A 21870-nucleotide genomic window follows, 5' to 3' on the forward strand; every position below is an offset into this window, starting at 1 on the left:
GTCCAGTGGTGTAGTGGTTAACATGCCTCCCTGTCACGGAGGAGATCGTGGGTTCGAGTCCCATCTGGACCGCCATTTAGAAATTTAAGTCATCTTAGGATGACTTTTTTCTTTGTGTTGACTATTATTTAATTTCTTTGTTTAATAAACTTATGATTATAAACGCAAGCGGAAGAACAGATGTTGTAGCCTATTATATGGATTGGTTTGTGAACCGATGGAATGAAGGTTATTTTGATGTAAGAAATCCTTTTAATCCAAAACTAGTCAGTCGTATCTATGTATCCGATATTGATATGATTGTATTTTGTACAAAGAATCCATTGCCATTGTTAGATACAATACATCTATTTTCTGTACCTATTCAGCTACAAGTTACTATCACTGGATATTTTAATGATATAGAACCTCAAGTACCAGATAAAAGAGAAGTCATTCAATGCATTAAAAAGCTATCATCCTATTTAGGAAAAGAAAATGTCTGTGTTCGATATGATCCCATACTTTTGAATTCTAAATATGATGTAGATTATCATATTCGTGCCTTTAATAAGTTATGCACAATGTTGAATGGATATATTTCAAAAATAATTGTCTCTTTTGTGGATGATTATAAAAATGTCAGAAACAACCATTTGGATTATCATGAACCCTCTAATGAAGAATATCTTAAATTAAAAGAAGCTTTCGAAAAGAATGATATAAAAGTTGTGAGTTGTATGGAAAATAAATATCAAATTGGTGATGAAAAGGATTGTTGCGTCAGCATTAAATATGCTTTTGAAAGAACTGGTAAACTCTTTAAAGAATGGAAGGCAAGAGACTGTCATTGTGTAAACATGGTGGATATAGGTGCTTATAATTCTTGTTTACATGGTTGTAAGTATTGTTACGCAAATTTTGATTCGAAACAAATCTCAAAAAATTATATGTTACATGATCCGAACTCTAGTTTATTGATTGGACAATTGAGTTTGGATGATCAAATCAAAATACGAAGAAAATAAAATGGGTGGAGCTAGTTTGCTTCACTCATTAATTTTGTATAGATTTTTGTTAGTTGTTCTTTTTCATCATTTGTCATTTTTCTTTCAGTCGCATCATGACTATCTAAAGTGCCTTCATGTCCATCAATGACTTTCCCGTCCTTTACGACAAGAACTAATGGAACATATAAAGTTAAAATGCCTTCATCGTTACTTGACATATAATCTTGGATATATGGCTCAATAATTACTTTTTGATCATCTGTATACAGACGATTCTTTTCTTCATCTCTTACTTTGACATATTGAATATCAATACCATTTTCTTTGGCGACTTTCTTTAAAATAGGTTTAGCCTCGTTACACCAAGGACAGCTCGAATAACCAAAGTATAATACGCCAGACTTTTCTTGCGTGAAATATTGAATAGCCTCATCAAAGCTAATTTCTTTGAATGTTGTCTTTGTATCATCTTTTGAATTACACGTTTCTTCTTCGCTTGTGACATCACAAGCTTTTTTTGAAGTGGATGCTGTGCTTTTTGTCTGTGTCTGACAAGCACATAGTGTCAAAGTTAAAAGGATCAATAATAATTTTTTCATGTCCCTAATATACAAACAATTTAAAAAAAAGTAAAGAAAAAAGCTTCGATCTCTCGAAGCTTAAAAATCTTAGTGGGGCGGCTGACGCGATTCGAACGCGCGCGTGACGGAGCCACAATCCGCTGTGTTAACCAACTTCACCACAACCGCCATGTTTGCTTGACGCTTAAATAATATACCATGTGATTCTGTACTTTGCAAGCAAAAAAATAAAATAAATTAAAAAAAGTGCATTTTTTTTCGTATAAGAGTATATGAAGGTAAAAGAGATGGAAGTGGAACAGCGCCCACGAGAAAAAGCGCTTCGCTATGGTTTAGAATCTTTGAGTGATTTAGAATTAGTTGCCTTGATTCTTCAAAGCGGGAATAAAAATCGTTCCGTATTCGAAATTGCATCCGATGTATTGAAAGAAAGTGAAGGTTTATCAAAATTAATGTCAATGCATGTAAATACATTGATGCAAATCCAAGGAATACGAGAAGTCAAAGCTTTACAGCTTTTGGCAAGTGTAGAACTCAGTAAACGTGTCGTTAAATCAAAGGTATATCATGCCTCCATTATGAAACCAGAAGATGTGATTGAATGGTTTGAATTTGAATATGGTGTATTGTCGCAGGAATGTTTTATTGCCCTGTATTTAGATACGAAAAGTAAACTCATTTCTCATCGTGTTTTGTTTAAGGGAACATTGAATGAAAGTGTAGTACATCCTCGAGAAGTGTTTAAGGAGGCTTTTCTTCAAAACGCAAACTCTGTTTTGATTGCCCACAATCATCCTTCTGGCGATTGTACACCATCTAAGGCGGATTTTGAGGTTACCTATAAAATGGTTCGTGTCGCAATGACGATGGGAGTCCAATTAGTGGACCACATTATCGTAGGACAAAATCAATATTATTCATTTAAAGAGCATAAATATCTCGATTGAAAGAAGGAGTGTTTATCGCTATAATATAAGTTAGTTTGGGGGATATTATGCGTAAATTTACTCGAATTCAAAAAAGATTACTTACGACGATTGTCGTTTTATGTATACTAGCATGTGCAATGTTTGGCTTAAGACAAAACTCCATCACGAATATTGGATATAGTGCATGGACATACTTAAAATATGGATTAATTCAATATCCGCTATCTTCAATTGGAAATGCAGTTAATGATTTTGCGAATCTTTGGCATGTTTATGATGATAATGAATATTTGTCAAAACAATTGGCGGAACAAAAGAATTATCAGACGGCATATGAAGATGAAAGAAACAAAAATAAACAACTTGAAGGCCTACTTGAAATGAAAGGCGGGCTTAGCGATGCTAAAACAATCAGTGTATCTGTTCTAGAACGTTCAAGTGATTCCTGGTTACAGACTGTGACAATATCAGCTGGTAAAAAACAAGGGGTAGAAAAGAATATGCTTGTGGCAACAAGTGATGGTGCCATTGGCTTGGTTGATAGTGTTCAAACATTGACGAGCACTGTACAATTGTTGACAAGTCAGCATTTAAGTAATGATATTGCGATAAAGATGTCTTTAGAAGATGGTACAAGTGTAGAAGGTGTTTTACAATCGTATGATACAGAAAAAAAGGCATATCGAGTATCTTTATTTGACAATGATGCGATTGTCGCAAAGGGACAAAAAGTTGCGACAAGTGGTAAGGGTGGAAACTATCCGAGTGGAATTTTGATTGGTGAAGTAAAAGATGTATCTTTAAATGATGACTCCATTATTTCAACTGTCTATGTATCGCCTGTATCCAATATGAAAAGCTTTGACTATTGTCTTGTGATTGGAAAAGAGGAGAGTAAATGATAAATAAGGAACGTTATTCATTTATTTTCTTAGCCATTTTAGCTATGCTAGATCAATTGATTGCTTCTCTGTTCGGCGTTGATTTTACATATTCCTCACTATCTTTAGTTAGCCATCTATGTTTTTGCGGATGTCTATTAGTAGTGGCTCATGAGAAAAGTTTAAATCGGTTTCTATACGCTTGTTTATGCGGCCTTTGTGTGGGAATGTTCTTTACTTCAGACTGGCTTGTTAAGATGCTTTTGTTTGGTTTGTTTGGCTGGGCAATTGGCTTTTTTCAAGAAGCAATGGATCAAGATCACTGGGTACAATTTGGTATTGTATTTCTAATGATGTTTGCGAATGATTTAATTTGTTTTTTTGGCGCAAAGATCTTCGGATATCTCACGATGGGCTTTATGAAATGGTTTATTCATGTTGAAGCTTTGACATTGATTTTTAATGGTGTGGCTATATTTGTTTTGATCTATATTATTACCGTATTTATGCGCTATGCGACAATCAAAGATATTCGATTTAAACGAATGGAAAAGTTGAAAATGCAAAATATTCGAAGGAAATGAGTCATGGATTCGTTTCCTTCTTTTCATATGTGCTAAAATAGAGGAAAAGAGGTAAAGACATGAAAAAACTATTATTATTAGATGGAAACTCCATGCTATTTCGTGCATATTATGCAACGTTATATACACATAGAATGACAACGTCCAATGGCATTCCAACCAATGCAGTTTATGGCTTTGTGATGATGTTAAATAAGGCAATTGATATTATTGAACCAGATAAGATTTTAGTTGCTTGGGATGCAGGAAAACCTACGTTCAGACACAAACAATTTGCAGCCTATAAGGGAACACGAAAACCACTTGATGAAGAATTAATCGTTCAATTTCCAATTGTTAGAGAATACTTGGATGCTGCTGGAATCAAGCGCTATGAACAAGAAGGCTATGAAGCCGATGACATTATTGGAAGTATGGCTAAATGCTGCAAAGATGTTCAAACTACAATTCTGACTAGTGATCGTGATTTATTGCAGTTGATTGATTCAAGTACACATGTTCTTTTGATGAAAAAGGGCTTAAGTGAAATGGATCTAATGGACGAACAAAATTTAATGGAAACATATGGAATTATACCAAGCCAAGTCATTGATATGAAAGGATTAATGGGGGATACAGCCGATAATATTCCAGGGGTAGCTGGTGTTGGTGAAAAGACAGCCTTGCGTTTATTGAATCAATATTCCACTGTAGAAAATGTTTATGCACATATTGATGAAGTAAAAGGAAAACTAAAAGAAAAGCTAGAAAAAGATAAAGAGAATGCGTTCATGTCTTTAGAATTGGCAACAATTTATACAAAGATGGAACTACCATTTAGTTTAAATGATTGTGAGTTTACAGGAATTCAAGATGATGTGAATGCATTCTATGAAAAATATGAAATGCGATCATTGGTAAATCGTACAAAACAGACTAAGGAAGAAAAATGGCCTTTAAAAGAAGTGGATCATTTTGAATTTGAAAATATGGATGACGTTATGGTGATGCCAGTATGTACACAAGAGCCTTATTTAGATCAAAAATTGTATGGTTTTATGATTCCAAAAGATAAAACAGTTTACTATATTTCAGTAGAAAACGCATTAGAGGATACAAACTTTAAAACATTGTTAGAAACAAAAGAAATTAGTACATGGGATACAAAAGAAATGATGCATCTATTAGATCGCTATGGGTTTAAATGGAATACTTTTAGTGATGACTTGCATATTGCTGGATTCTTATTGAATTCTACCGCAACAGATAGTGATGCAGTCTTAGAAGCACTTCAAATTCATCTTCCAGAATCTTTCCATGATGTATCTAAGAAGACAAAACAGGAACCGGCTTATAGCTTGGAAAGAGAAAAGGAAATCTATCATAGTTTGACTCAGCAGCTGTATGAGAAAAAAGACAAGCTTCGTGTTTCTTTAAAAGAAGAAAATGTATTGTCTTTATATGAAGATATTGAAATGCCGTTAACACATGTCTTGTTTTCAATGGAACAAGAAGGTATTTCGATTCAAGAAAGTTTTTTAGATGAGTATGGAGCTTTATTAAATGAGAAATTGGATGCTCTTGCTCAAAAAATCTATTCACATGCAGGCATGATTTTTAATATCAATTCACCAAAACAATTGGCGAATGTCTTGTTTGATGAGTTGAACTTAAGTTCGGGTGGAAAAAAACGTTCAACTTCTGCAGATGTATTAGAAAAGCTTCGTGGAAAACATCCAATTATTGATGATATTCTTGAATATCGAAAAATTGCGAAGGTATCCAGTACATATATTGATGGCTTGAAAAAACATATTCGTTCGGATCAAAAGATTCACACTTCTTTTAATCAGACAATGACACAAACGGGCAGACTTTCAAGCAGTGAACCAAACTTACAAAATATCAGTATTCGTGATGAATTAGGTAAAGAAATTCGTAAGGCATTTGTGGCAGAAGATGGCTATCACTTATTGTCTGCGGATTATTCGCAAATTGAATTGAGAATGTTGGCCCATATGGCTAATGAGGATCATATGATAAAAGCGTTTAATGAAGGTTTGGATATTCATACAAAAACGGCAACTTTAATTTTTGGCTGTTCACCAGAAGAGGTGGATGAACATAAAAGAAGAATCGCTAAGACAGTCAACTTTGGTATTGTATATGGACAAACTGAATTTGGTTTATCTTCACAATTAAATATCACACGAAAAGAAGCGAGTGAATTTATGAAGATGTACTTTGAAAGTTATCCTCAGATTCACGAATATATGAATCAATTGATTGATTTCTGTAAGGAACATGGATATGTCGAAACATTATTCCACAGAAGAAGAGAGATTCCTGAAATCAATGATAAGAATTTTATGACACGTGAATTCGGTAAGCGAGCTGCCATGAATGCACCAATCCAAGGTAGTGCGGCTGATTTGATCAAGATTGCGATGTTGAAAATGGATCAAGCTTTAAAAGATGCCAATGTGAAATCTAAAATGCTTCTACAGATTCATGATGAATTAATCTTTTTAGTACCAGATGAAGAATTGGATTTAATGCAGAAACTTGTAAAGGATACAATGGAAAGCGCAATGGAATTAAAGGTTCCATTAAAGGCAAGTATCAGTGTTGGCAAGTCTTGGTATGAGGCAAAATAATGCCAGAGGCACCAGAAGTTCAAACTGTATTAAGCACGTTAGAAACACAAATCAAAGATTTTTCAATTGAAGATGTATTGGTGTATTATTCTAAGATTCTTGATAATGTAGAGGTAGAAAATTTTAAACATCAGTTGATTGGACAAACTTTCCATTCATTTAATCGACTTGGGAAATATTTGATTTTTGGTTTGGATGATTATGATTTGGTTGTTCACCTAAGAATGGAAGGTAAATTTTATCTTTATGATAGGCTTTGTGAGGATAAACATATTCATATAGTATTTAAATTAAATAATGGAATCTATATGTCGTATCATGATACAAGAAAATTTGGAAGAATGTACTTGTATCCTAAAAAAGAAGACATTCATGCATATCCTTGTTTTAAAAATGTTGGATATGATTATATGGATGAAAGAGTGAATGGAATGTATTTCTATACTTGTGTTCATTCATTAAAACGAAATTTGAAATCCTGCCTGTTAGATCAATCGATTATGGCAGGTGTTGGAAATATATATGCCGATGAGATATGTTTTGCCTGCGGATTAGATCCTAGAAGTCGTGCTTCAAAACTATCAAAAAGAGATTGTGAGAACATCGTTTTTCAGACAAAGCGAATCTTGCAGGGAGCTACACGCTTTGGGGGAACAACCATTCGTTCTTATACCTCAAGTTTAGGTGTAACAGGGCGTTTTCAACTTTATTTGAATGTACATGATCAGACACAATGTAAAGTGTGTCATCATAACATAAAAAAATTAACTGTATCACAAAGGGGGACTTATCTATGTCCAAATTGTCAAAAAAGAAAGTAATAGGAATCACTGGATCTATGGGTTCAGGAAAGAGTGAGATTTCTCGATATTTAAGAAAAAAATATCCTGTTTTAGATTGTGATCAGGTCAATGCGGATTTATTAAAAAAGGGTAATTTGGGTTATCAGAAATTAAATGATTTACATATTGTTGAATTGGATTTAAATGGACAAATCATTAAGGAAAGTTTAGCTTCATATATGTTTTCAAATGAGAAGCATCGAAAACAAGTGGAAGCTATCTTGCATCCTTTGATTTTTGAGCAGATGCATAAATGGATTTGTGAACAAGAGAGTTCGATCGTCTTTGTGGAAATGCCAATTTTGTTTGAGATTTCTGCACAAGATCATTTTGATTCAATATGGTGTGTTGTGGCTGATTTAGATGTAGCCTTATCACGCCTACAAACCTATCGAAACTTTACTAGGGAACAAGCTTTGGCAAGACTTGTATCACAAATGAATCCGGAAGAGAAGATGGCAAAGAGTGATATTGTACTACAAAATAATGGGACGGTAGAACAGCTGCATAAACAAATAGATGAAGCATTAAAAGAGGAGAAGGTACATGACGATTGAAGTGCGTTGCATAGAACATTTATCTGTTGAACAAAGGCAATCCTTACATTTATTGTATGGTCCTATGATGGGTAAAAGTTCAATTTGCCTATATGAATTTTTAGGTTCTATTCAAAATTCTGTTGAATTAGAAGATGTATATTTACTTTTGAATATAAATGCTTCGCAATTTGATAAGGCACGAAATCATTTAGAACAATATCATTTAATTGAAACCTATGTTCATGAAGAAGATATGTTGATTTTATTGTATGCTCCACTATTACCAGATAAATTTTTATGTCACGATACATATTCAAGATTATATTTGGCAAGTGTAGGATCTAAGTGTTTTGATAAAATAAAGACAATGCTTCAAAAAGATAAGGCGGTTTCTTCTTCATATACAAAGGTAGAGAGTCCTTTGGATGTTTCGATTTTAGATTCTTGGAACGAATCTAAAGAGATTGCGTACGAAAAGGTAAAGCCAACAATTAAACAGAAATATGATTTTGATTTTGCGACACTTTTCAAAGGGATGGACCGTATTTTTCCAGTACGCTATCGAACCAATGAGAATTTGGATCGCATTGCCCAGATGGCACAAATATATGGGATTGATGCGAAAGATATGCGTAGATATGTACAAAGAAGTATTAACCCTTCAACGCATGTGTTTGATTTGGATAAATTAAAAGAGATGGTTATGCGCAATCGTAAGGTTATGGAAATAAGTAAAGATCCTTATCAGATGCCACCTGTTAAGTTTTTGCAGAATAAACAAAATGGTATACCAGTTGTGAAGTCTGATCAGGCATTGATTGAACGTTTATGCACACAATTTCAACTACCGGTAGAAGTTGTGAATACATTGATTGAATATACGTTGCAGCAAACGCATCAACAATTTTCTAGAAATTATGTTGAAAAAGTTGCAGCAAGCTGGGTTCGCTTGGGTGTGGATTCTAGGAAGAAAGCATTGGAAATTATCAACCAAAACCCCGTAGAAAATAAAAAAGAGAAAAAAGAGGAAAAGGTTGTACTTGATGAGAAGTTTTATACGCAAAAGGAAGAAAAATCAGATACGCAGATCCAGCAGGAGATGCTAGAACTTCAAAAGATGTTGAAAGAAGGTAAGTTGTAGTGAATTTAAATATTAAGCTTTCAGAAGAACAAATGTTGGAAAGACAACAGAATATTGCTCGTTTAAAAGAGAATGAATGGATTCAATTATTTCTAGAACAGAATCACTTAGATGCATCTTTTGTAGAAGAAAATAGTGGCGTTTTATTGCAGTGGATCAAGAGTGTGAGTGCATGTAGAAACTGTAAAGGATTGGATTATTGTGTGCAGAAGATTCGTGGTAAGGCTACAAAATTAAAAATCGATGATTCAGGTTTCTTAAATGAATACTATGCTTCTTGTCAGTATGAACAAAAAAGAGATCAGCAATTAGCTCATCAAAGTAAATTTCGCTTTTCTCACATGTCTTTAAATGATTATTTAATCGATTTAAATGATGCCTCTTTTTTAAATGCTGCCAAAGAAAAAGATTATATGGCAGCTTATACACAAAGTGTGAGTAGTATTCCACTGAATCAAGGTGTGTATTTATATGGAAATCCAGGGACTGGAAAGTCTTACTTAATGAAGGGAATCTGTAATTATTATGCCAAAAACAATAAGAGTGTTTCTTTCGTGCAGGTTCCATTATTGATTCAGGAATTGAAACAGTTTATGACAGATAATGAATATCGTCAAAGAGTGATGAATCATTTACGTTATAGTGATGTTTTAGTTTTAGACGATATTGGAGCTGAAAGTATTACGCAATGGACTCGTGATGAAATCTTATTGCCCGTATTAGATGAGCGCATGAATAAACAGATGAAGACATATTTTACATCGAATTATTCAATGGAAGAATTAGAACAGCAGTATCGTCTTGCGAATAAGCCGAATAATACAATTGCGAGTCTTAGAATTCTAGAAAGAATTCGTACTTTGTCTAAACCAGTTGAATTATCCGGAAAATCACGTCGTTAGTTAATAATTTCACTTTTCAAATTGGGCGTTATGGAGTAGAATAGTTATGACAGAAATGTTTAAAGGAGGAATAGAGTAATGTTAGTATCTGCTACTGAAATGATCAACAAAGCTCACGAAGGGCACTATGCGATTGGTGCTTTCAACATCAATAACTTAGAATGGACAAAAGCTATCTTAGCTGCTGCTGAAGAAGCTAAATCACCAGTTATGTTAGGAGTATCTGAAGGTGCTGCTAAATACATGTGTGGTTTCAAAACAGTTGCTGCTATGGTAAAAGAAATCCACGATGCAATGGGAATTACAGTTCCTGTAGCTTTACACTTGGACCACGGTTCATATGAAGGTGCAAAAGCTGCTATCGAAGCAGGATTTACTTCTGTAATGTTCGATGGTTCTCACTATGCATTCGAAGAAAACTTAGAAAAATCAAAAGAAATGATCGCCTTAGCACACTCAAAAGGATTATCAATTGAATGTGAAGTTGGTGGAATCGGTGGAGAAGAAGACGGTGTCATATCTGCTGGTGAATTAGCTGACCCTAAAGAATGTAAAACTATCGCTGACTTAGGTGTAGACTTCTTAGCAGCTGGTATCGGAAATATCCACGGTAAATATCCTGCAAACTGGGCTGGATTAAACTTCGATCGTTTAGAAGAAATCCAAAACGTAACAAACGGAAAACCATTAGTATTACACGGTGGTTCAGGAATCCCTCGTGAACAAGTTCAAAAAGCTATCACATTAGGTGTTTCTAAAGTTAACGTTAACACTGAATGCCAGTTAGTATTTGCTGAAGCAACTCGTAAATACATCGAAGCTGGAAAAGACCAAGAAGGAAAAGGATACGATCCTCGTAAATTATTAAAACCAGGTGCTGATGCAATTACTGCATTATGTAAAGAAATGATGGAAAACTTCTTTGGTTCTGCTGGAAAAGCTGAATAATTAAAGTTTTTTAAAAGAGCAGGCTGTTAAGCCTGCTTTTTGCATAATTTGGAGGGAAAAATATATGAAGTCAGTTGAAATTAATGATTTATTGTCTTATCACTTTTATGGAAATTTAAAAGTAAAAGATGGAGTAAAAGTCTTTGTTGATGGGGTAGCAGCTGAAAAAGACAATGCTTATGAATATACTTTAAAATGCGTAAAGGACGATAAAGTATATGATTTAACTTCTTTTGGAAAAGAAGCCGGATATTATATTGAAAATGAAAATTCGGTTCTATTCTGTGGAAATCGTAAGAATATTGAAAAATCTACATCTCTATATCGTTTGGCATTGAATGGTGGAGAAGCCAAAGAAATTGCTCGCTTTGATAAACCGGGAATGAATGTATTGGGATATTTAAATGAGAATACTTTGGTTTTGATGACGAAAGAAAAACTTGTTGAAGAAGAAAGTGATTATGAAGTGTTTGATGAAATTCCTTTCTATATGAATGGTCAGGGAATCACAAATAAGCATCGTAATCACCTATATACTTATAACTTAGATACAAAAGAACTTGTTTGCATTACAGAAGGTACCTTTGATGTGTCAAACGCAAAGATCCATGATGGTGCTTTGTATTATACAGGACAAAATTGGACAAGAAAACAAGCTTTATATGAAGATCTTTATAAATATGATGGTTCTGTAAGTACAGTTGTAGATGCTAAAGAAAGAAGTATTCAAAGTTTTGATTTTGTGGATGATAAATTGGTTCTTATCGCAAGTACACATGAAAAATATGGTTTGAATGAGAATCCAAAATTCTTTGATCAAGACTTTAATTTAATTGCTGATTGGCAAGAATGTGTTGGAAACAGTGTAGGTACAGATTGTGCTTTAGTTGCTGGAAATGCGACTCTAGTAAATAAAGATGCGTTATATTTTGTTTCTACGATCTATGATCACAATAATTTGTATAAATTAGAAAATGGAAACATTGAACTTGTATTTGAATGGCCAGGAACAATTCAATCTTTCGCATTTGAAGATGACACATTATATTTTATTGGAGCTGATGTGGCAAGTCTTCAACAATTGTATAAAGTTGTAGATGGTAAAGCCGTTCAATTATCTGATTTTAATAAAATGGAAGATACATATGTGGCAGATCCTGTAGAAGTGAATTTTGGTGAAGATTTAACCGGATGGGTATTATTGCCTAAGGATTATGATGAAACAAAAAAATATCCAGCTATCTTAGATATTCATGGTGGACCTAAAACGGTATATGGAAAAGTGTTCTATCATGAAATGCAAGTATGGGCAAGTAAGGGATACTTTGTATTCTTCTGTAATATTCATGGTTCCGATGGACGTGGCAACGAATTTATGGACATTCGTGGAAAATATGGAACAATTGATTATGATGAATTAATGCAGTTTACAGATAAAGTCTTAGAAACATATCCTCAAATCGATGCTAGTAAAGTCGGAGTCACTGGTGGAAGCTATGGTGGATTTATGACAAACTGGATTATTGGCCATACAGATCGTTTTGCGTGTGCAGCAAGTCAAAGAAGTATCGCAAACTGGATTTCATTCTCTCAGACAAGTGATATTGGACCATACTTTGCACAAGATCAACAATCTGCTACATACGATGAAAACCCAGAAAAATTATGGTGGCATTCACCATTGAAATATGCACGTAACGTGAAAACACCAACATTGTTTATTCACTCTGATGAGGATTATCGTTGTCCACTTTGTGAAGGACTACAAATGTTGAATGCTTTATTAGATCAGAATATTGAAGCTCGTATGTGCTTGTTCCATGGTGAAAATCATGATTTATCTCGTACAGGACTTCCACAACATCGTTTGCGTCGTTTAAATGAAATCACAAACTGGATGGAACAACATTTAAAATAAAGGCTTTTGGAATTTACAATATTTTTCTAGATTATCCGGATTGAATAGGCTATAATAGATAGGCATTACCTTGAAATGGGGGAAAATGAATGGAAAAAGTCATTAAAATTGAAGGTGGACATCATTTAAATGGAACAGTACGTATTAGTGGTTCAAAGAATGCGACTGTGGCTTTAATTCCAGCATGTGTTTTAGGAAATGAGCCTGTTACAATTTATGGTGTACCTAATATTTCAGATGTACAGTCTTTGATCGTTTTGTTAAATGAACTTGGTGTTTATGTTGAGAAGCGAGATGAAGAAACATTATATATAGATCCTACTCATATGGAAAATATTCCTATGGTATCTAAGGCTGTTTCAAAATTAAGAGCAAGCTACTATTTTATGGGGGCTTTGTTAGGAAAATTTGGTCATGCAGAAATTAAGATGCCTGGTGGATGTTACTTGGGTCCTAGACCTATTGATTTACACTTGAAGGGTTTTGAGGCTTTAGGTGCAAATATTCAATATGAAAATGGATGTTATATATTGGATGCGAAAGAATTAAAAGGAACAAATATTTTCTTAGATATTTCGAGCGTAGGAGCTACAATCAACATTATGATGGCAGCTGTTTACGCAAAAGGTAGAACGGTTATTGAAAATGCCGCACGTGAGCCTGAAATTATTGATATCGCAACATTATTAAATAAAATGGGTGCTCGAATCCATGGTATGGGTACAAGTACGCTTGTGATTGATGGTGTTGAATATTTAAAGGGATGTATTCATGAAATCATTCCAGATCGTATTGAAGCAGCGACTTATGTGATTATGGCAGCCGCTATGGCCAATGATATGCGTATCGAAAATATTATTCCTCAACACTTGGAAGCTATTGTTATGAAACTTCAAGAAGTGGGAATCAATATGGAAGTTGGTTCAGATTTTATTCATGTACTTAAAACGGATAAGCCTTTGAAACGTACCGAAATTTTGACAAAACCATATCCTGGTTTTGCCACAGATGTTCAACAACCATTTACTGTATTATTAACGCAATGTGAAGGTCAATCTGTAGTAACAGAAACAATTTATACAGAACGTTTCAAACATTGTGCAGAATTAAATAAGATGGGTGCTGACATTGATGTACACACACCAAGTGCGTTCATCAATGGAAAGACAAAGTTACATGGTTCTAAAGTAACCGCAACAGATCTTCGTTGTGGAGCTGGTCTTGTCATCGCTGCTTTAATAGCTGATGGTGTGACAGAAATTCACGATATTTATCACATTGATCGTGGTTATGATAACTTGGATGGAAAGTTAGCTCATTTAGGAGCCAAAATGTGGCGTGAAGAGGTAGAAGATTAAAAGGTGTATGGTGACATACATCTTTTTTCTTTGTATAATCATCTTATGAACATGATGGAAATAACGACGCAGATGCGCGAAAATAAAAAAATAGAATTCAAAGATCAATTAAAAATCGTCATTTTATTGTCTGTACCTGCCATATTAGAACAATTGGTTGGAACGGCCATGAGCTATATTGATACAGCTATGGTTGGATCACTAGGTTATAAGGCTACGGCAGCCATTGGTGTTGTTGCCAGTACAACATGGCTATTTGGAGGAATTTGTACAGCCGCAGTATTGGGTTTTTCAGTGCAGGTAGCTCAATATTTAGGGGCCGGTAAAAATAAACTGGCAAGACAGGTAGTATGTCAGTCGATTCTCTTTAATATTATCTTTGGTTTATGTATGGCATTGGTTGTGGTAGCATCCAGTTTTTATTTGCCAAAATTATTGGGGGCAGACCCTTCCATTTGTAGAGATGCCACTTTATATTTGGCAATAGTAGGTGCTTTTATTCCATTTAATATGATGGCAATGTTACATTCCGGAATGTTAAGATGTTCAGGAAATGCCGTACTTCCTAGCCTTATGAATATTTCAATGTGTGTATTTGATGTTGTTTTTAACTATTTCTTTATTTATATACTAAATTTAGGTGTTGCCGGAGCTGCACTCGGTACGGGAATGGCACAATTGGTTGTAGGCTTTATCTTAATGTATATTGTAGTCAAAAAGGAAAAATCATTACGACTTTTAGGTGATGAATCGTGGAAATTTGATAAGGATATCTTGAAGAATGTAGTGAATCTTTCAATTCCAGCGGGACTTGAAAGAGTGACATTATCTTTAGCTCAAGTTGTAATGACGGGTGTCGTTTCAGGGATGGGTGCAATCAGTGTGGCTATCAATTATGTGGCTGTTTCCGCAGAAGGATTATGTTATTTACCAGCCTATGGAATTGGTGGCGCTGCAACGACGTTGGTTGGACAAAGTATTGGAGCGAAACGAAAAGATATGGCAAAACGCTTTGCGTATTTAACAACCTTATTATCTTTTGTCCTTGTGATATTTATGAGTGTTATCATGTTTGTGTTTGCACCATTTTTAGCTTCAACTTTGACAAATAGTCAGGAAGTTATAGATGGAGCTAGTGAATGTTTAAGAATTGTTTCTTTTTCAGAACCATTATTTGCGATAAGTATTGTAGTGATGGGTGCATTACGTGGTGCAGGAGATAGTAAGCGTCCTTTTGTTCTAAATGCCTTAAGTATGTGGGGAATGCGAGTTCTACCAATTATCATCTTTACAAAACGATATGGTGTTATTGGTGTATGGGCAACGATGACTTTCGAACTGGTATTTAGGGGTATTATATTCTTTATTCGTATGGTTCGAGGTAAGTGGTTAGATCAAAATTCAATTAAATAAAAAATTGAGTGGATTTTCCACTCATTTTCTTATTCACCAGGATTTGATTTTAATACTTTACCTGTATTAAATAGTTCAGCGGCTCTTTTAGCAGCTTCTAAACGATCTTCTTCATTTTTATAATCAACATGAACTGTATAGCATCCACAATCCATGCATTGTGCATAGAATCCGTTTCCTTCTTCTTCTAAAATCGAACCACCTTCACATAGAGGGCATTCGTGTAAATCAACTAATTCATCAATGTTTTGCATAAGAATCCTTCCTTCTTTTATTCTTATCTATTGTACAATCAAATGCTAAGAAAGTTAAGAGAAATTTAAGGTTTAATAAAGAAATGAAATGATATAATACATCGGTAACAATAAGGGGATGTTATTATGAATCAAAAAGATCGTGTATTTACACCTACATTTGTTGCGAATTTATTTTTGATTGCAGGAATTGTTTTCTTGTTTTTAAAGGGGAAAATAAACGCATATGTAGGCTATGATGGTGCGATGCATGATGGTACTGCCTTACTGCTGATTGGATTAGCATTAGTATGTATTGGCATTGGCATTTGGATCATGGTATGGATCAATAAGAGGATGAATCGTTTGTGATTTATCCTTTTATTATTTTCTTGTGATAATTTCATTTTCTTAATACAATAAATATATAAGGAATAATTGTATGAAAGATAGACGGAAAAGACATATTTCAAAAATAATACGTTTTTTAATGACGGTTTTAACCAGTATTTTGATTGTGCTGATTTTAATCATTATTTTGATGGTATCTCGTATTCAAGGAACGGCTCGTGTTGTCAATTATGCAGGATTAGTACGTGGAAAAACACAGCAAATCATTAAATTGGAAGATGCAGGAATGCCACAGGATGAAATGATTGCGGATGTGGAAGGTTATATTGAAGGCCTTCGTTTTGGTAGTGAAGAATTAGATTTGGTTTCATTAGATGACAAGGCTTTTCAGGCAAAGATGGAAGAATTAGATGCGTATTTTGATACTTTAAAACAAGAGATTGATCTTGTTCGACAAGTTGGATATGAGAATACGAATATCATTCAAAAGAGTGAAACTTTCTTTTCTCTATGTGATGTAGCTACAGGGCTTGCCGAAACGTATGCGCAAAGAATTGCGACACGCTTAGGACAATTTGAAGTGTTGACAGTCATTGATATTGTAATTCTCATCTTTATGATTTTGTATGAGCTTATCAAGGCTTTGCACTATGCCAAAATGAATCGTGAATTAAAGAACAAAATTTATTTAGATGAAGCAACGGGACTGCCAAATAAAAATAGGTGCGAAGAGATTTTAACTTTAGAAGTTGAACAAAATACGGCGCTCTGCGTATTTGATTTAAACAATCTTCGAATCATCAATAATCAACAAGGACATGAAAGAGGAGATTTATATATTAGCTCTTTTGCGAAGTGTTTACGTAAAAGCATTGATGAGAATCAATTTGTCGGCCGCTATGGTGGAGATGAATTTATTGCCTTTTTTAAAGATGTGACAAAGGAAGATGTAAAAAGAAATTTAGAAAACATCAAAAAAGAATGTGCTAAATGTTCAGAAATTCCATTAAGTTATGCAGCCGGCTATGCGTATTCAAATGATTTTTCAGAATTTACAATGCGTGAATTATTTTGTCAGGCCGATAAAAATATGTATATTGATAAAAACCAGGCAAAAATTAAAGAGGCTACAGAGAAACGTGAGTTGATTCTTGGGGTTATACAACAATTAAAAGATAAAGGGTATAACTTCTCGGATTGTATTTATTGTGATGCCAAAACGGATGCATATTTTACTTTACGTGCCAGCTATTCCTTTTTCTTAGCAGAGGATGGCAATTATTTGGGGGCAGTTGAACAAATTTTAAATGAATTGTTTGAAGAGAATCAGAAAAAAGAGTATCGTCATGTGTTACAACTTGACCATTTAAATGAGTGCCTTACCAAAGAAAATCCAGTATTAGAAATTTCATATTGTCATCAAATCAAGCATACGGAAGTAAAAGGAAAAATTATAGCCGTTTATTTAGACAGTGATGAAAAGAATCATCTGCATCATTTTGCGTTAGGTTTTAAAATTTATTATGACACAATTGAAATGGATGAGAAGCAACAATTGATGCGTTATTATGATCAGTTGAAACAATCTATTTTAGAAAATGATCATTATATTGAAGCTTTGATGGCAATGGCACAATCGATTTTCTCCGTTAACTTAACCCAAAATCAAATTGATGGTATTTATGACAATTATATGTGTGCAGATAAAAAGCCAAATTTACCATATGATTATAATGTATATTTTAAACAAATAAAAGCGAATGTATTAGAGGATTGTTTGGGAAGCTTTAGCGTTGTTGAATCAAGTCAAAGTCTTTTAAATCGATATAGAGCAGGGGATAAACATGTTACGGTTGAATATCAAATTCAAATGCCAAATCAAAGAGTAATCTGGGTTCAAGAAATGATATTGATGCGTGAAGATGTTATCTATGATATAGATATGCAAAAGGAACGCAATATAGTGCGTGCTATTATTTTATTTAGAAATACATCGTCATTTCATGAGAAAGAAGATAGAGAAAAAGAAAAGCTACAATTAGCGTATCAAAAAGCAGATTTAGAAAGTAAAGCTAAAACAGATTTTATGAATCGCATGAGCCATGATATTCGTACACCAATCAATGGTATTTTAGGTATGATGCAGATTATACGTAAAAACTGGGGTGATATGGATAAATTGGATGATTCTTTAAATAAGATGGAAATTTTGGCAAAACACTTAAATGAATTGGTTGAAGATGTTTTGAATATGTCAAAATTAGAATCAAATCATATGGAAATTTTGAATGAGCCATTTGATTTAAATCATTTGGTTGAAGAAATGAATAGTTTGATTGATGCGCAAGTTTCGCTTCAAAATATTACATATCACAAGCATATGGACAATTTGATTCATACACACTTAATTGGAGATGCATTACAGCTTAGACGGATTCTTGTAAATCTATTAACGAACTCCATTAAATACAACAAACCAAATGGTACGATTGATACATATGTTAGAGAAGTGTCCAGTGATGGTAAATGCGCAACATTTGAATTTGAAGTCAAAGACACAGGCATTGGCATGAGTGAAGATTATATTGAAAATCACTTATTTACGCCTTTTTCACAAGCCAAGCAAGATGCCAGAACAAGATATGAAGGTACTGGTTTAGGTATGTCGATTGTGAAGGGTTTGGTGGATAGACTTGGTGGAAGTATTGAAGTCAAAAGTGAAGTAAATGTCGGTACACAAATTAAGGTCGTTCTTACTTACCAATTGGATACATCTACTAATGATAATCAAGAAAGTACAAAACTAGATTTACATAACAAGTGGATTCTTCTTGTAGAAGACAATGAAATCAATATGGAAGTGGCGGAGTTTTATTTGAATGCCGTGCAGGCCAATGTAGATAAGGCATGGAATGGTTTAGAAGCTGTAGGAAAAATTAAAGAACAACCAAATAAGTATTCCGTGATTTTTATGGATATTATGATGCCAAAAATGAGTGGGGATGAAGCGGCAAGATGCATTCGTAAAATCAATCCTTCCATTCCAATTGTAGCAATGAGTGCGCAATCAGAATATAGTATTGATCAAACAATTATGAATGATTCTATCTCAAAACCAATTGATGAACAAAAACTTGATCATATACTAAGAAAATATATAGCATAAGATAAAGACTTGATTTGAATTCAAGTCTTTTATAGTATATGCAACTATCAATTGATAAATTGACAAGTCTAGTTGGTGGAATGCAATCGCAAATTTTAGTAAACTTTGGATAAGGAGGAAGAAATATGATTCTAGCCGATAAAATAATTGAAGAAAGAAAAAAGAATGGATGGACACAAGAAGATCTTGCACAAAAACTAGGTGTGTCTAGACAATCCGTTTCAAAGTGGGAGAGTGCAGGTGCTATTCCAGATTTAAAAAAAATCATTCAGTTGGCTGATTTATTTGGAGTCAGTACAGACTACTTATTAAAAGATGAAATAGAGAAAGAAAATACAGAGACAACATGTGATACAGATAGTGAATTACATCGTGTGAGTATGGAAAAAGCGAATACATATATGGATGAAAAGAAAAAAGCAGCACCTATGCTTGCGAATGCAACAACATTATGTATCTTAAGTCCAATTCCTTTATTCCTAGTTTCAACTTTCAATGATGGCTTAGCTATTGGTATTGCGTGTGCTACATTATTAGGTATGGTTGCACTTGCCGTGTTTATCTTTATCAAAACAGGAATTAAATTGAGTCCATTACAATATTTAGAACAAGAACCCTTTGAAACAGAATATGGTGTAACAGGACTAGTCAAAGAAAAGAATCAAAGCTTTCAAGAACATTATTCCTATTCTCTAGCATGTGGTGTTGTTCTATGTATCCTGTCGGTAATCCCATTGATCATTGCAGGTTGCATGGAAGCATCTGATTATGTGTGTACATTATGTTTAGTGGCATTACTAATTTTGGTTTCCGTTGGTGTGAATATTCTGGTTCGCGTTTGTACAATTAAAAGCAGCTATGATACATTGCTTCAAGAAGGTGACTTTACTAAAAAAGAAAAGCTCGCAAAAAAGAAAACTGAAACATTCACAGGTGCGTATTGGTGTCTTGTGACAGCTATTTATCTTGGCTGGAGCTTATGGACAAAGCAATGGAATATAACCTATATTGTTTGGCCAGTTGCAGCTGTCTTATATGCAGCAATGTACGGAATTGTAAAAGTGGTAATGAAAGTGGATTAAAAAAAGATTGTACTTTGTTTGTACAATCTTTTTTAGTCGTCTATTTTAGAGACTTTATTAAAAATCAGATATCCAACCACAAACATGATAGAGATAGCGGCAACACCCAAGTTTTGTTTACCTGTAATTTGAGTTACAACACCAATCAACATAGTTCCTAAAAAGCTAGCACCTTTACCACAGATATCAAATAATCCGAAGTATTCTCCACTGGCATTTTCTGGAATGATCTTTGCAAAGTAAGATCTGGATAAAGCTTGAATACCACCTTGGAAACATCCAACCGCAACCGCTAATACCCAGAATTCCCATTGTTTATCCAATTGTACCGCAAACAAGGCAATTAAGAAGTATGCGATGATCGCAACTTTAATTAATGAAGCTGTATTTTTTGTCTTCGATAATACCGCAAATGTTAAACTTGCAGGGAAGGCAACAATTTGTGTCAACAATAAAGCTAATAGAAGTCCAGTTGTATTTAATCCTAAACTTGTTCCATATGCGGTAGCCATATCAATGATTGTATATACACCATCAATATAGAAGAAAAATGCAAGTAAGAATAAGAAGACTTTCTTTTGTTCTTTAGCCTTCATTAATGTCTCTTTTAAACGAGTAAAAGTATCCAAAGCAGGATGAGCTTCTGGTTCAATATAGTATTTTTGTTTGTAGCTTTTTACTAAAGGAAGTGTAAAGGTAATCCACCATGCAGCATTTAATATAAATGCGATCATCATAGCTGTTTTTAATGTCATTCCCATTTTATCGTACATTAATACAAAGACTAAACTGATAATAAATGGAACAACACTACCAATGTATCCCCATGCATATCCTTTTGAACTTACGGCATCCATTCTTTCTTCTGTAGTGATGTCCGTCAACATTGAGTCATATACGATCAAGGATAAAGAATAGGCAACTTTTGCGGCTACAAATAGTACTAGAAATGCAAACCAAGAATTAGGAATCCAGAAACATGCAAGGGCTAATGCGCCTAGCATTGCACAAGTTAAGAAGATTTTTTTCTTATGATCTTTATAGTCAGCTAATGTTCCTAGAATGGGACCTGCAAGTGCAACAATTAATGTTGAAAGACTTGCTGCATAGCTCCAATAACTTAAGTAGTTGTGTTCAGCCACGCCTTGAGAACTTGAAAGATAATTAAAATAAATAGGAAGAATTGTTGCGACTAATAAAATAAAGGCAGAGTTTCCCATGTCGTAACAAATCCACTTGAACTCAAGCTTTGTTAATTTGTTTTTCATTTAATTTACCAACTTTCCAAAAATAATTATACCAATACAAATGTATTGAACATGTTAACTATTCGTTAATTTAATGATATATGTTTTAGGACGAATAATCTACAACAAA

The 21870-nt window shown here is 34.0% G+C and carries 19 protein-coding genes and 1 tRNA gene; 16 read left to right on the forward strand and 4 right to left on the reverse strand.

From position 1 onward, the window contains the following. Nucleotides 1-152 precede the first annotated feature (152 nt). Nucleotides 153-1007, forward strand: a complete 855-nt coding sequence (locus tag Q0F04_RS06145) for a DUF1848 family protein (protein ID WP_295751351.1) — start codon at nucleotides 153-155, stop codon at nucleotides 1005-1007. A gap of 11 nt (nucleotides 1008-1018) precedes the next feature. On the opposite strand, the gene Q0F04_RS06150 is transcribed toward Q0F04_RS06145, so the two are convergent. Both Q0F04_RS06150 and Q0F04_RS06155 read right to left on the reverse strand, forming a co-directional pair. Then, nucleotides 1019-1588, reverse strand: a complete 570-nt coding sequence (locus Q0F04_RS06150) for a thioredoxin family protein (protein ID WP_295751354.1) — start codon at nucleotides 1586-1588, stop codon at nucleotides 1019-1021. A gap of 73 nt (nucleotides 1589-1661) precedes the next feature. Further along, nucleotides 1662-1738 (reverse strand) — tRNA-His (locus Q0F04_RS06155). 119 nt (nucleotides 1739-1857) lie between these two features. Between Q0F04_RS06155 and radC the strand changes: the two genes are divergently transcribed. From radC to Q0F04_RS06215, 12 genes are all read left to right on the forward strand, one after another. Continuing rightward, nucleotides 1858-2517 carry a DNA repair protein RadC gene (gene radC / locus Q0F04_RS06160; protein ID WP_295564338.1) on the forward strand — a complete coding sequence of 220 codons (660 nt, stop codon included), beginning with the start codon at nucleotides 1858-1860 and terminating at the stop codon, nucleotides 2515-2517. Nucleotides 2518-2564: 47 nt separating this feature from the next. Beyond that, entirely contained in the window at nucleotides 2565-3401 is an 837-nt protein-coding gene (mreC, locus tag Q0F04_RS06165) for a rod shape-determining protein MreC (RefSeq protein WP_295751357.1), read from the forward strand. Continuing rightward, complete coding sequence (locus Q0F04_RS06170; protein ID WP_117571655.1) at nucleotides 3398-3964, forward strand: hypothetical protein; 567 nt, start codon at nucleotides 3398-3400, stop codon at nucleotides 3962-3964. Before mreC ends, Q0F04_RS06170 begins: the two co-directional genes overlap by 4 nt. Before the next feature lie 59 nt (nucleotides 3965-4023). Beyond that, nucleotides 4024-6600 carry a DNA polymerase I gene (gene polA / locus Q0F04_RS06175; protein ID WP_295751360.1) on the forward strand — a complete coding sequence of 859 codons (2577 nt, stop codon included), beginning with the start codon at nucleotides 4024-4026 and terminating at the stop codon, nucleotides 6598-6600. Further along, nucleotides 6600-7421, forward strand: a complete 822-nt coding sequence (gene mutM, locus Q0F04_RS06180; protein WP_295751363.1) for a DNA-formamidopyrimidine glycosylase — start codon at nucleotides 6600-6602, stop codon at nucleotides 7419-7421. Before polA ends, mutM begins: the two co-directional genes overlap by 1 nt. Further along, nucleotides 7394-7999, forward strand: coding sequence for a dephospho-CoA kinase (gene coaE / locus Q0F04_RS06185; protein ID WP_117571658.1), 606 nt, complete (start codon nucleotides 7394-7396; stop codon nucleotides 7997-7999). Before mutM ends, coaE begins: the two co-directional genes overlap by 28 nt. Further along, nucleotides 7989-9122, forward strand: a complete 1134-nt coding sequence (locus Q0F04_RS06190) for a DnaD domain protein (RefSeq protein WP_295751366.1) — start codon at nucleotides 7989-7991, stop codon at nucleotides 9120-9122. Before coaE ends, Q0F04_RS06190 begins: the two co-directional genes overlap by 11 nt. Continuing rightward, nucleotides 9122-10024: an ATP-binding protein gene (locus Q0F04_RS06195; protein WP_117571660.1), complete on the forward strand. Its 903-nt coding sequence runs from the start codon at nucleotides 9122-9124 to the stop codon at nucleotides 10022-10024. Before Q0F04_RS06190 ends, Q0F04_RS06195 begins: the two co-directional genes overlap by 1 nt. A gap of 78 nt (nucleotides 10025-10102) precedes the next feature. Then, complete coding sequence (gene fba, locus Q0F04_RS06200) at nucleotides 10103-10972, forward strand: class II fructose-1,6-bisphosphate aldolase (RefSeq protein WP_118010798.1); 870 nt, start codon at nucleotides 10103-10105, stop codon at nucleotides 10970-10972. Nucleotides 10973-11036: 64 nt separating this feature from the next. Continuing rightward, entirely contained in the window at nucleotides 11037-12890 is a 1854-nt protein-coding gene (locus Q0F04_RS06205; protein ID WP_295751371.1) for a S9 family peptidase, read from the forward strand. Nucleotides 12891-12979: 89 nt separating this feature from the next. After that, nucleotides 12980-14248, forward strand: a complete 1269-nt coding sequence (locus tag Q0F04_RS06210; RefSeq protein ID WP_117571663.1) for a UDP-N-acetylglucosamine 1-carboxyvinyltransferase — start codon at nucleotides 12980-12982, stop codon at nucleotides 14246-14248. A gap of 45 nt (nucleotides 14249-14293) precedes the next feature. Next, nucleotides 14294-15661: an MATE family efflux transporter gene (locus Q0F04_RS06215; protein WP_295751373.1), complete on the forward strand. Its 1368-nt coding sequence runs from the start codon at nucleotides 14294-14296 to the stop codon at nucleotides 15659-15661. Nucleotides 15662-15690: 29 nt separating this feature from the next. Here Q0F04_RS06215 and Q0F04_RS06220 read toward each other — a convergent pair whose 3' ends face one another. After that, nucleotides 15691-15915, reverse strand: coding sequence for a Lar family restriction alleviation protein (locus Q0F04_RS06220; protein ID WP_117571665.1), 225 nt, complete (start codon nucleotides 15913-15915; stop codon nucleotides 15691-15693). Nucleotides 15916-16041: 126 nt separating this feature from the next. On the opposite strand from Q0F04_RS06220, the gene Q0F04_RS06225 reads away from it, so the two are divergent. The 3 genes from Q0F04_RS06225 (at nucleotide 16042) to Q0F04_RS06235 (ending at nucleotide 20493) form a co-directional block, all read left to right on the forward strand. Next, complete coding sequence (locus Q0F04_RS06225) at nucleotides 16042-16266, forward strand: DUF3955 domain-containing protein (protein ID WP_117571666.1); 225 nt, start codon at nucleotides 16042-16044, stop codon at nucleotides 16264-16266. Nucleotides 16267-16336: 70 nt separating this feature from the next. After that, nucleotides 16337-19411 (forward strand): ATP-binding protein, encoded by a 3075-nt coding sequence (locus tag Q0F04_RS06230; protein ID WP_295751375.1) that lies wholly within the window; start codon nucleotides 16337-16339, stop codon nucleotides 19409-19411. Nucleotides 19412-19536: 125 nt separating this feature from the next. Then, a complete protein-coding gene (locus Q0F04_RS06235; RefSeq protein WP_295751377.1) occupies nucleotides 19537-20493 on the forward strand; it encodes a helix-turn-helix transcriptional regulator in 957 nt (318 codons plus the stop codon). Nucleotides 20494-20525: 32 nt separating this feature from the next. Here Q0F04_RS06235 and Q0F04_RS06240 read toward each other — a convergent pair whose 3' ends face one another. Further along, nucleotides 20526-21761: an MFS transporter gene (locus Q0F04_RS06240; protein ID WP_117572083.1), complete on the reverse strand. Its 1236-nt coding sequence runs from the start codon at nucleotides 21759-21761 to the stop codon at nucleotides 20526-20528. Nucleotides 21762-21870: the final 109 nt, after the last annotated feature.

This window comes from uncultured Holdemanella sp. (assembly GCF_934772795.1).
Classification (GTDB): domain Bacteria; phylum Bacillota_I; class Bacilli_A; order Erysipelotrichales; family Erysipelotrichaceae; genus Holdemanella.

Coding starts and splice junctions, on each gene's coding strand:
- Q0F04_RS06220 (WP_117571665.1), bottom strand. CDS start 15,915: ATGCAAAACATTGATGAATTAGTTGATTTACACGAATGCCCTCTATGT.
- Q0F04_RS06145 (WP_295751351.1), top strand. CDS start 153: ATGATTATAAACGCAAGCGGAAGAACAGATGTTGTAGCCTATTATATG.
- Q0F04_RS06230 (WP_295751375.1), top strand. CDS start 16,337: ATGAAAGATAGACGGAAAAGACATATTTCAAAAATAATACGTTTTTTA.
- radC (WP_295564338.1), top strand. CDS start 1,858: ATGGAAGTGGAACAGCGCCCACGAGAAAAAGCGCTTCGCTATGGTTTA.
- Q0F04_RS06210 (WP_117571663.1), top strand. CDS start 12,980: ATGGAAAAAGTCATTAAAATTGAAGGTGGACATCATTTAAATGGAACA.
- mreC (WP_295751357.1), top strand. CDS start 2,565: ATGCGTAAATTTACTCGAATTCAAAAAAGATTACTTACGACGATTGTC.
- Q0F04_RS06190 (WP_295751366.1), top strand. CDS start 7,989: ATGACGATTGAAGTGCGTTGCATAGAACATTTATCTGTTGAACAAAGG.
- Q0F04_RS06170 (WP_117571655.1), top strand. CDS start 3,398: ATGATAAATAAGGAACGTTATTCATTTATTTTCTTAGCCATTTTAGCT.
- Q0F04_RS06150 (WP_295751354.1), bottom strand. CDS start 1,588: ATGAAAAAATTATTATTGATCCTTTTAACTTTGACACTATGTGCTTGT.
- Q0F04_RS06215 (WP_295751373.1), top strand. CDS start 14,294: ATGAACATGATGGAAATAACGACGCAGATGCGCGAAAATAAAAAAATA.
- polA (WP_295751360.1), top strand. CDS start 4,024: ATGAAAAAACTATTATTATTAGATGGAAACTCCATGCTATTTCGTGCA.
- fba (WP_118010798.1), top strand. CDS start 10,103: ATGTTAGTATCTGCTACTGAAATGATCAACAAAGCTCACGAAGGGCAC.
- mutM (WP_295751363.1), top strand. CDS start 6,600: ATGCCAGAGGCACCAGAAGTTCAAACTGTATTAAGCACGTTAGAAACA.
- Q0F04_RS06235 (WP_295751377.1), top strand. CDS start 19,537: ATGATTCTAGCCGATAAAATAATTGAAGAAAGAAAAAAGAATGGATGG.
- Q0F04_RS06240 (WP_117572083.1), bottom strand. CDS start 21,761: ATGAAAAACAAATTAACAAAGCTTGAGTTCAAGTGGATTTGTTACGAC.
- coaE (WP_117571658.1), top strand. CDS start 7,394: ATGTCCAAATTGTCAAAAAAGAAAGTAATAGGAATCACTGGATCTATG.
- Q0F04_RS06205 (WP_295751371.1), top strand. CDS start 11,037: ATGAAGTCAGTTGAAATTAATGATTTATTGTCTTATCACTTTTATGGA.
- Q0F04_RS06225 (WP_117571666.1), top strand. CDS start 16,042: ATGAATCAAAAAGATCGTGTATTTACACCTACATTTGTTGCGAATTTA.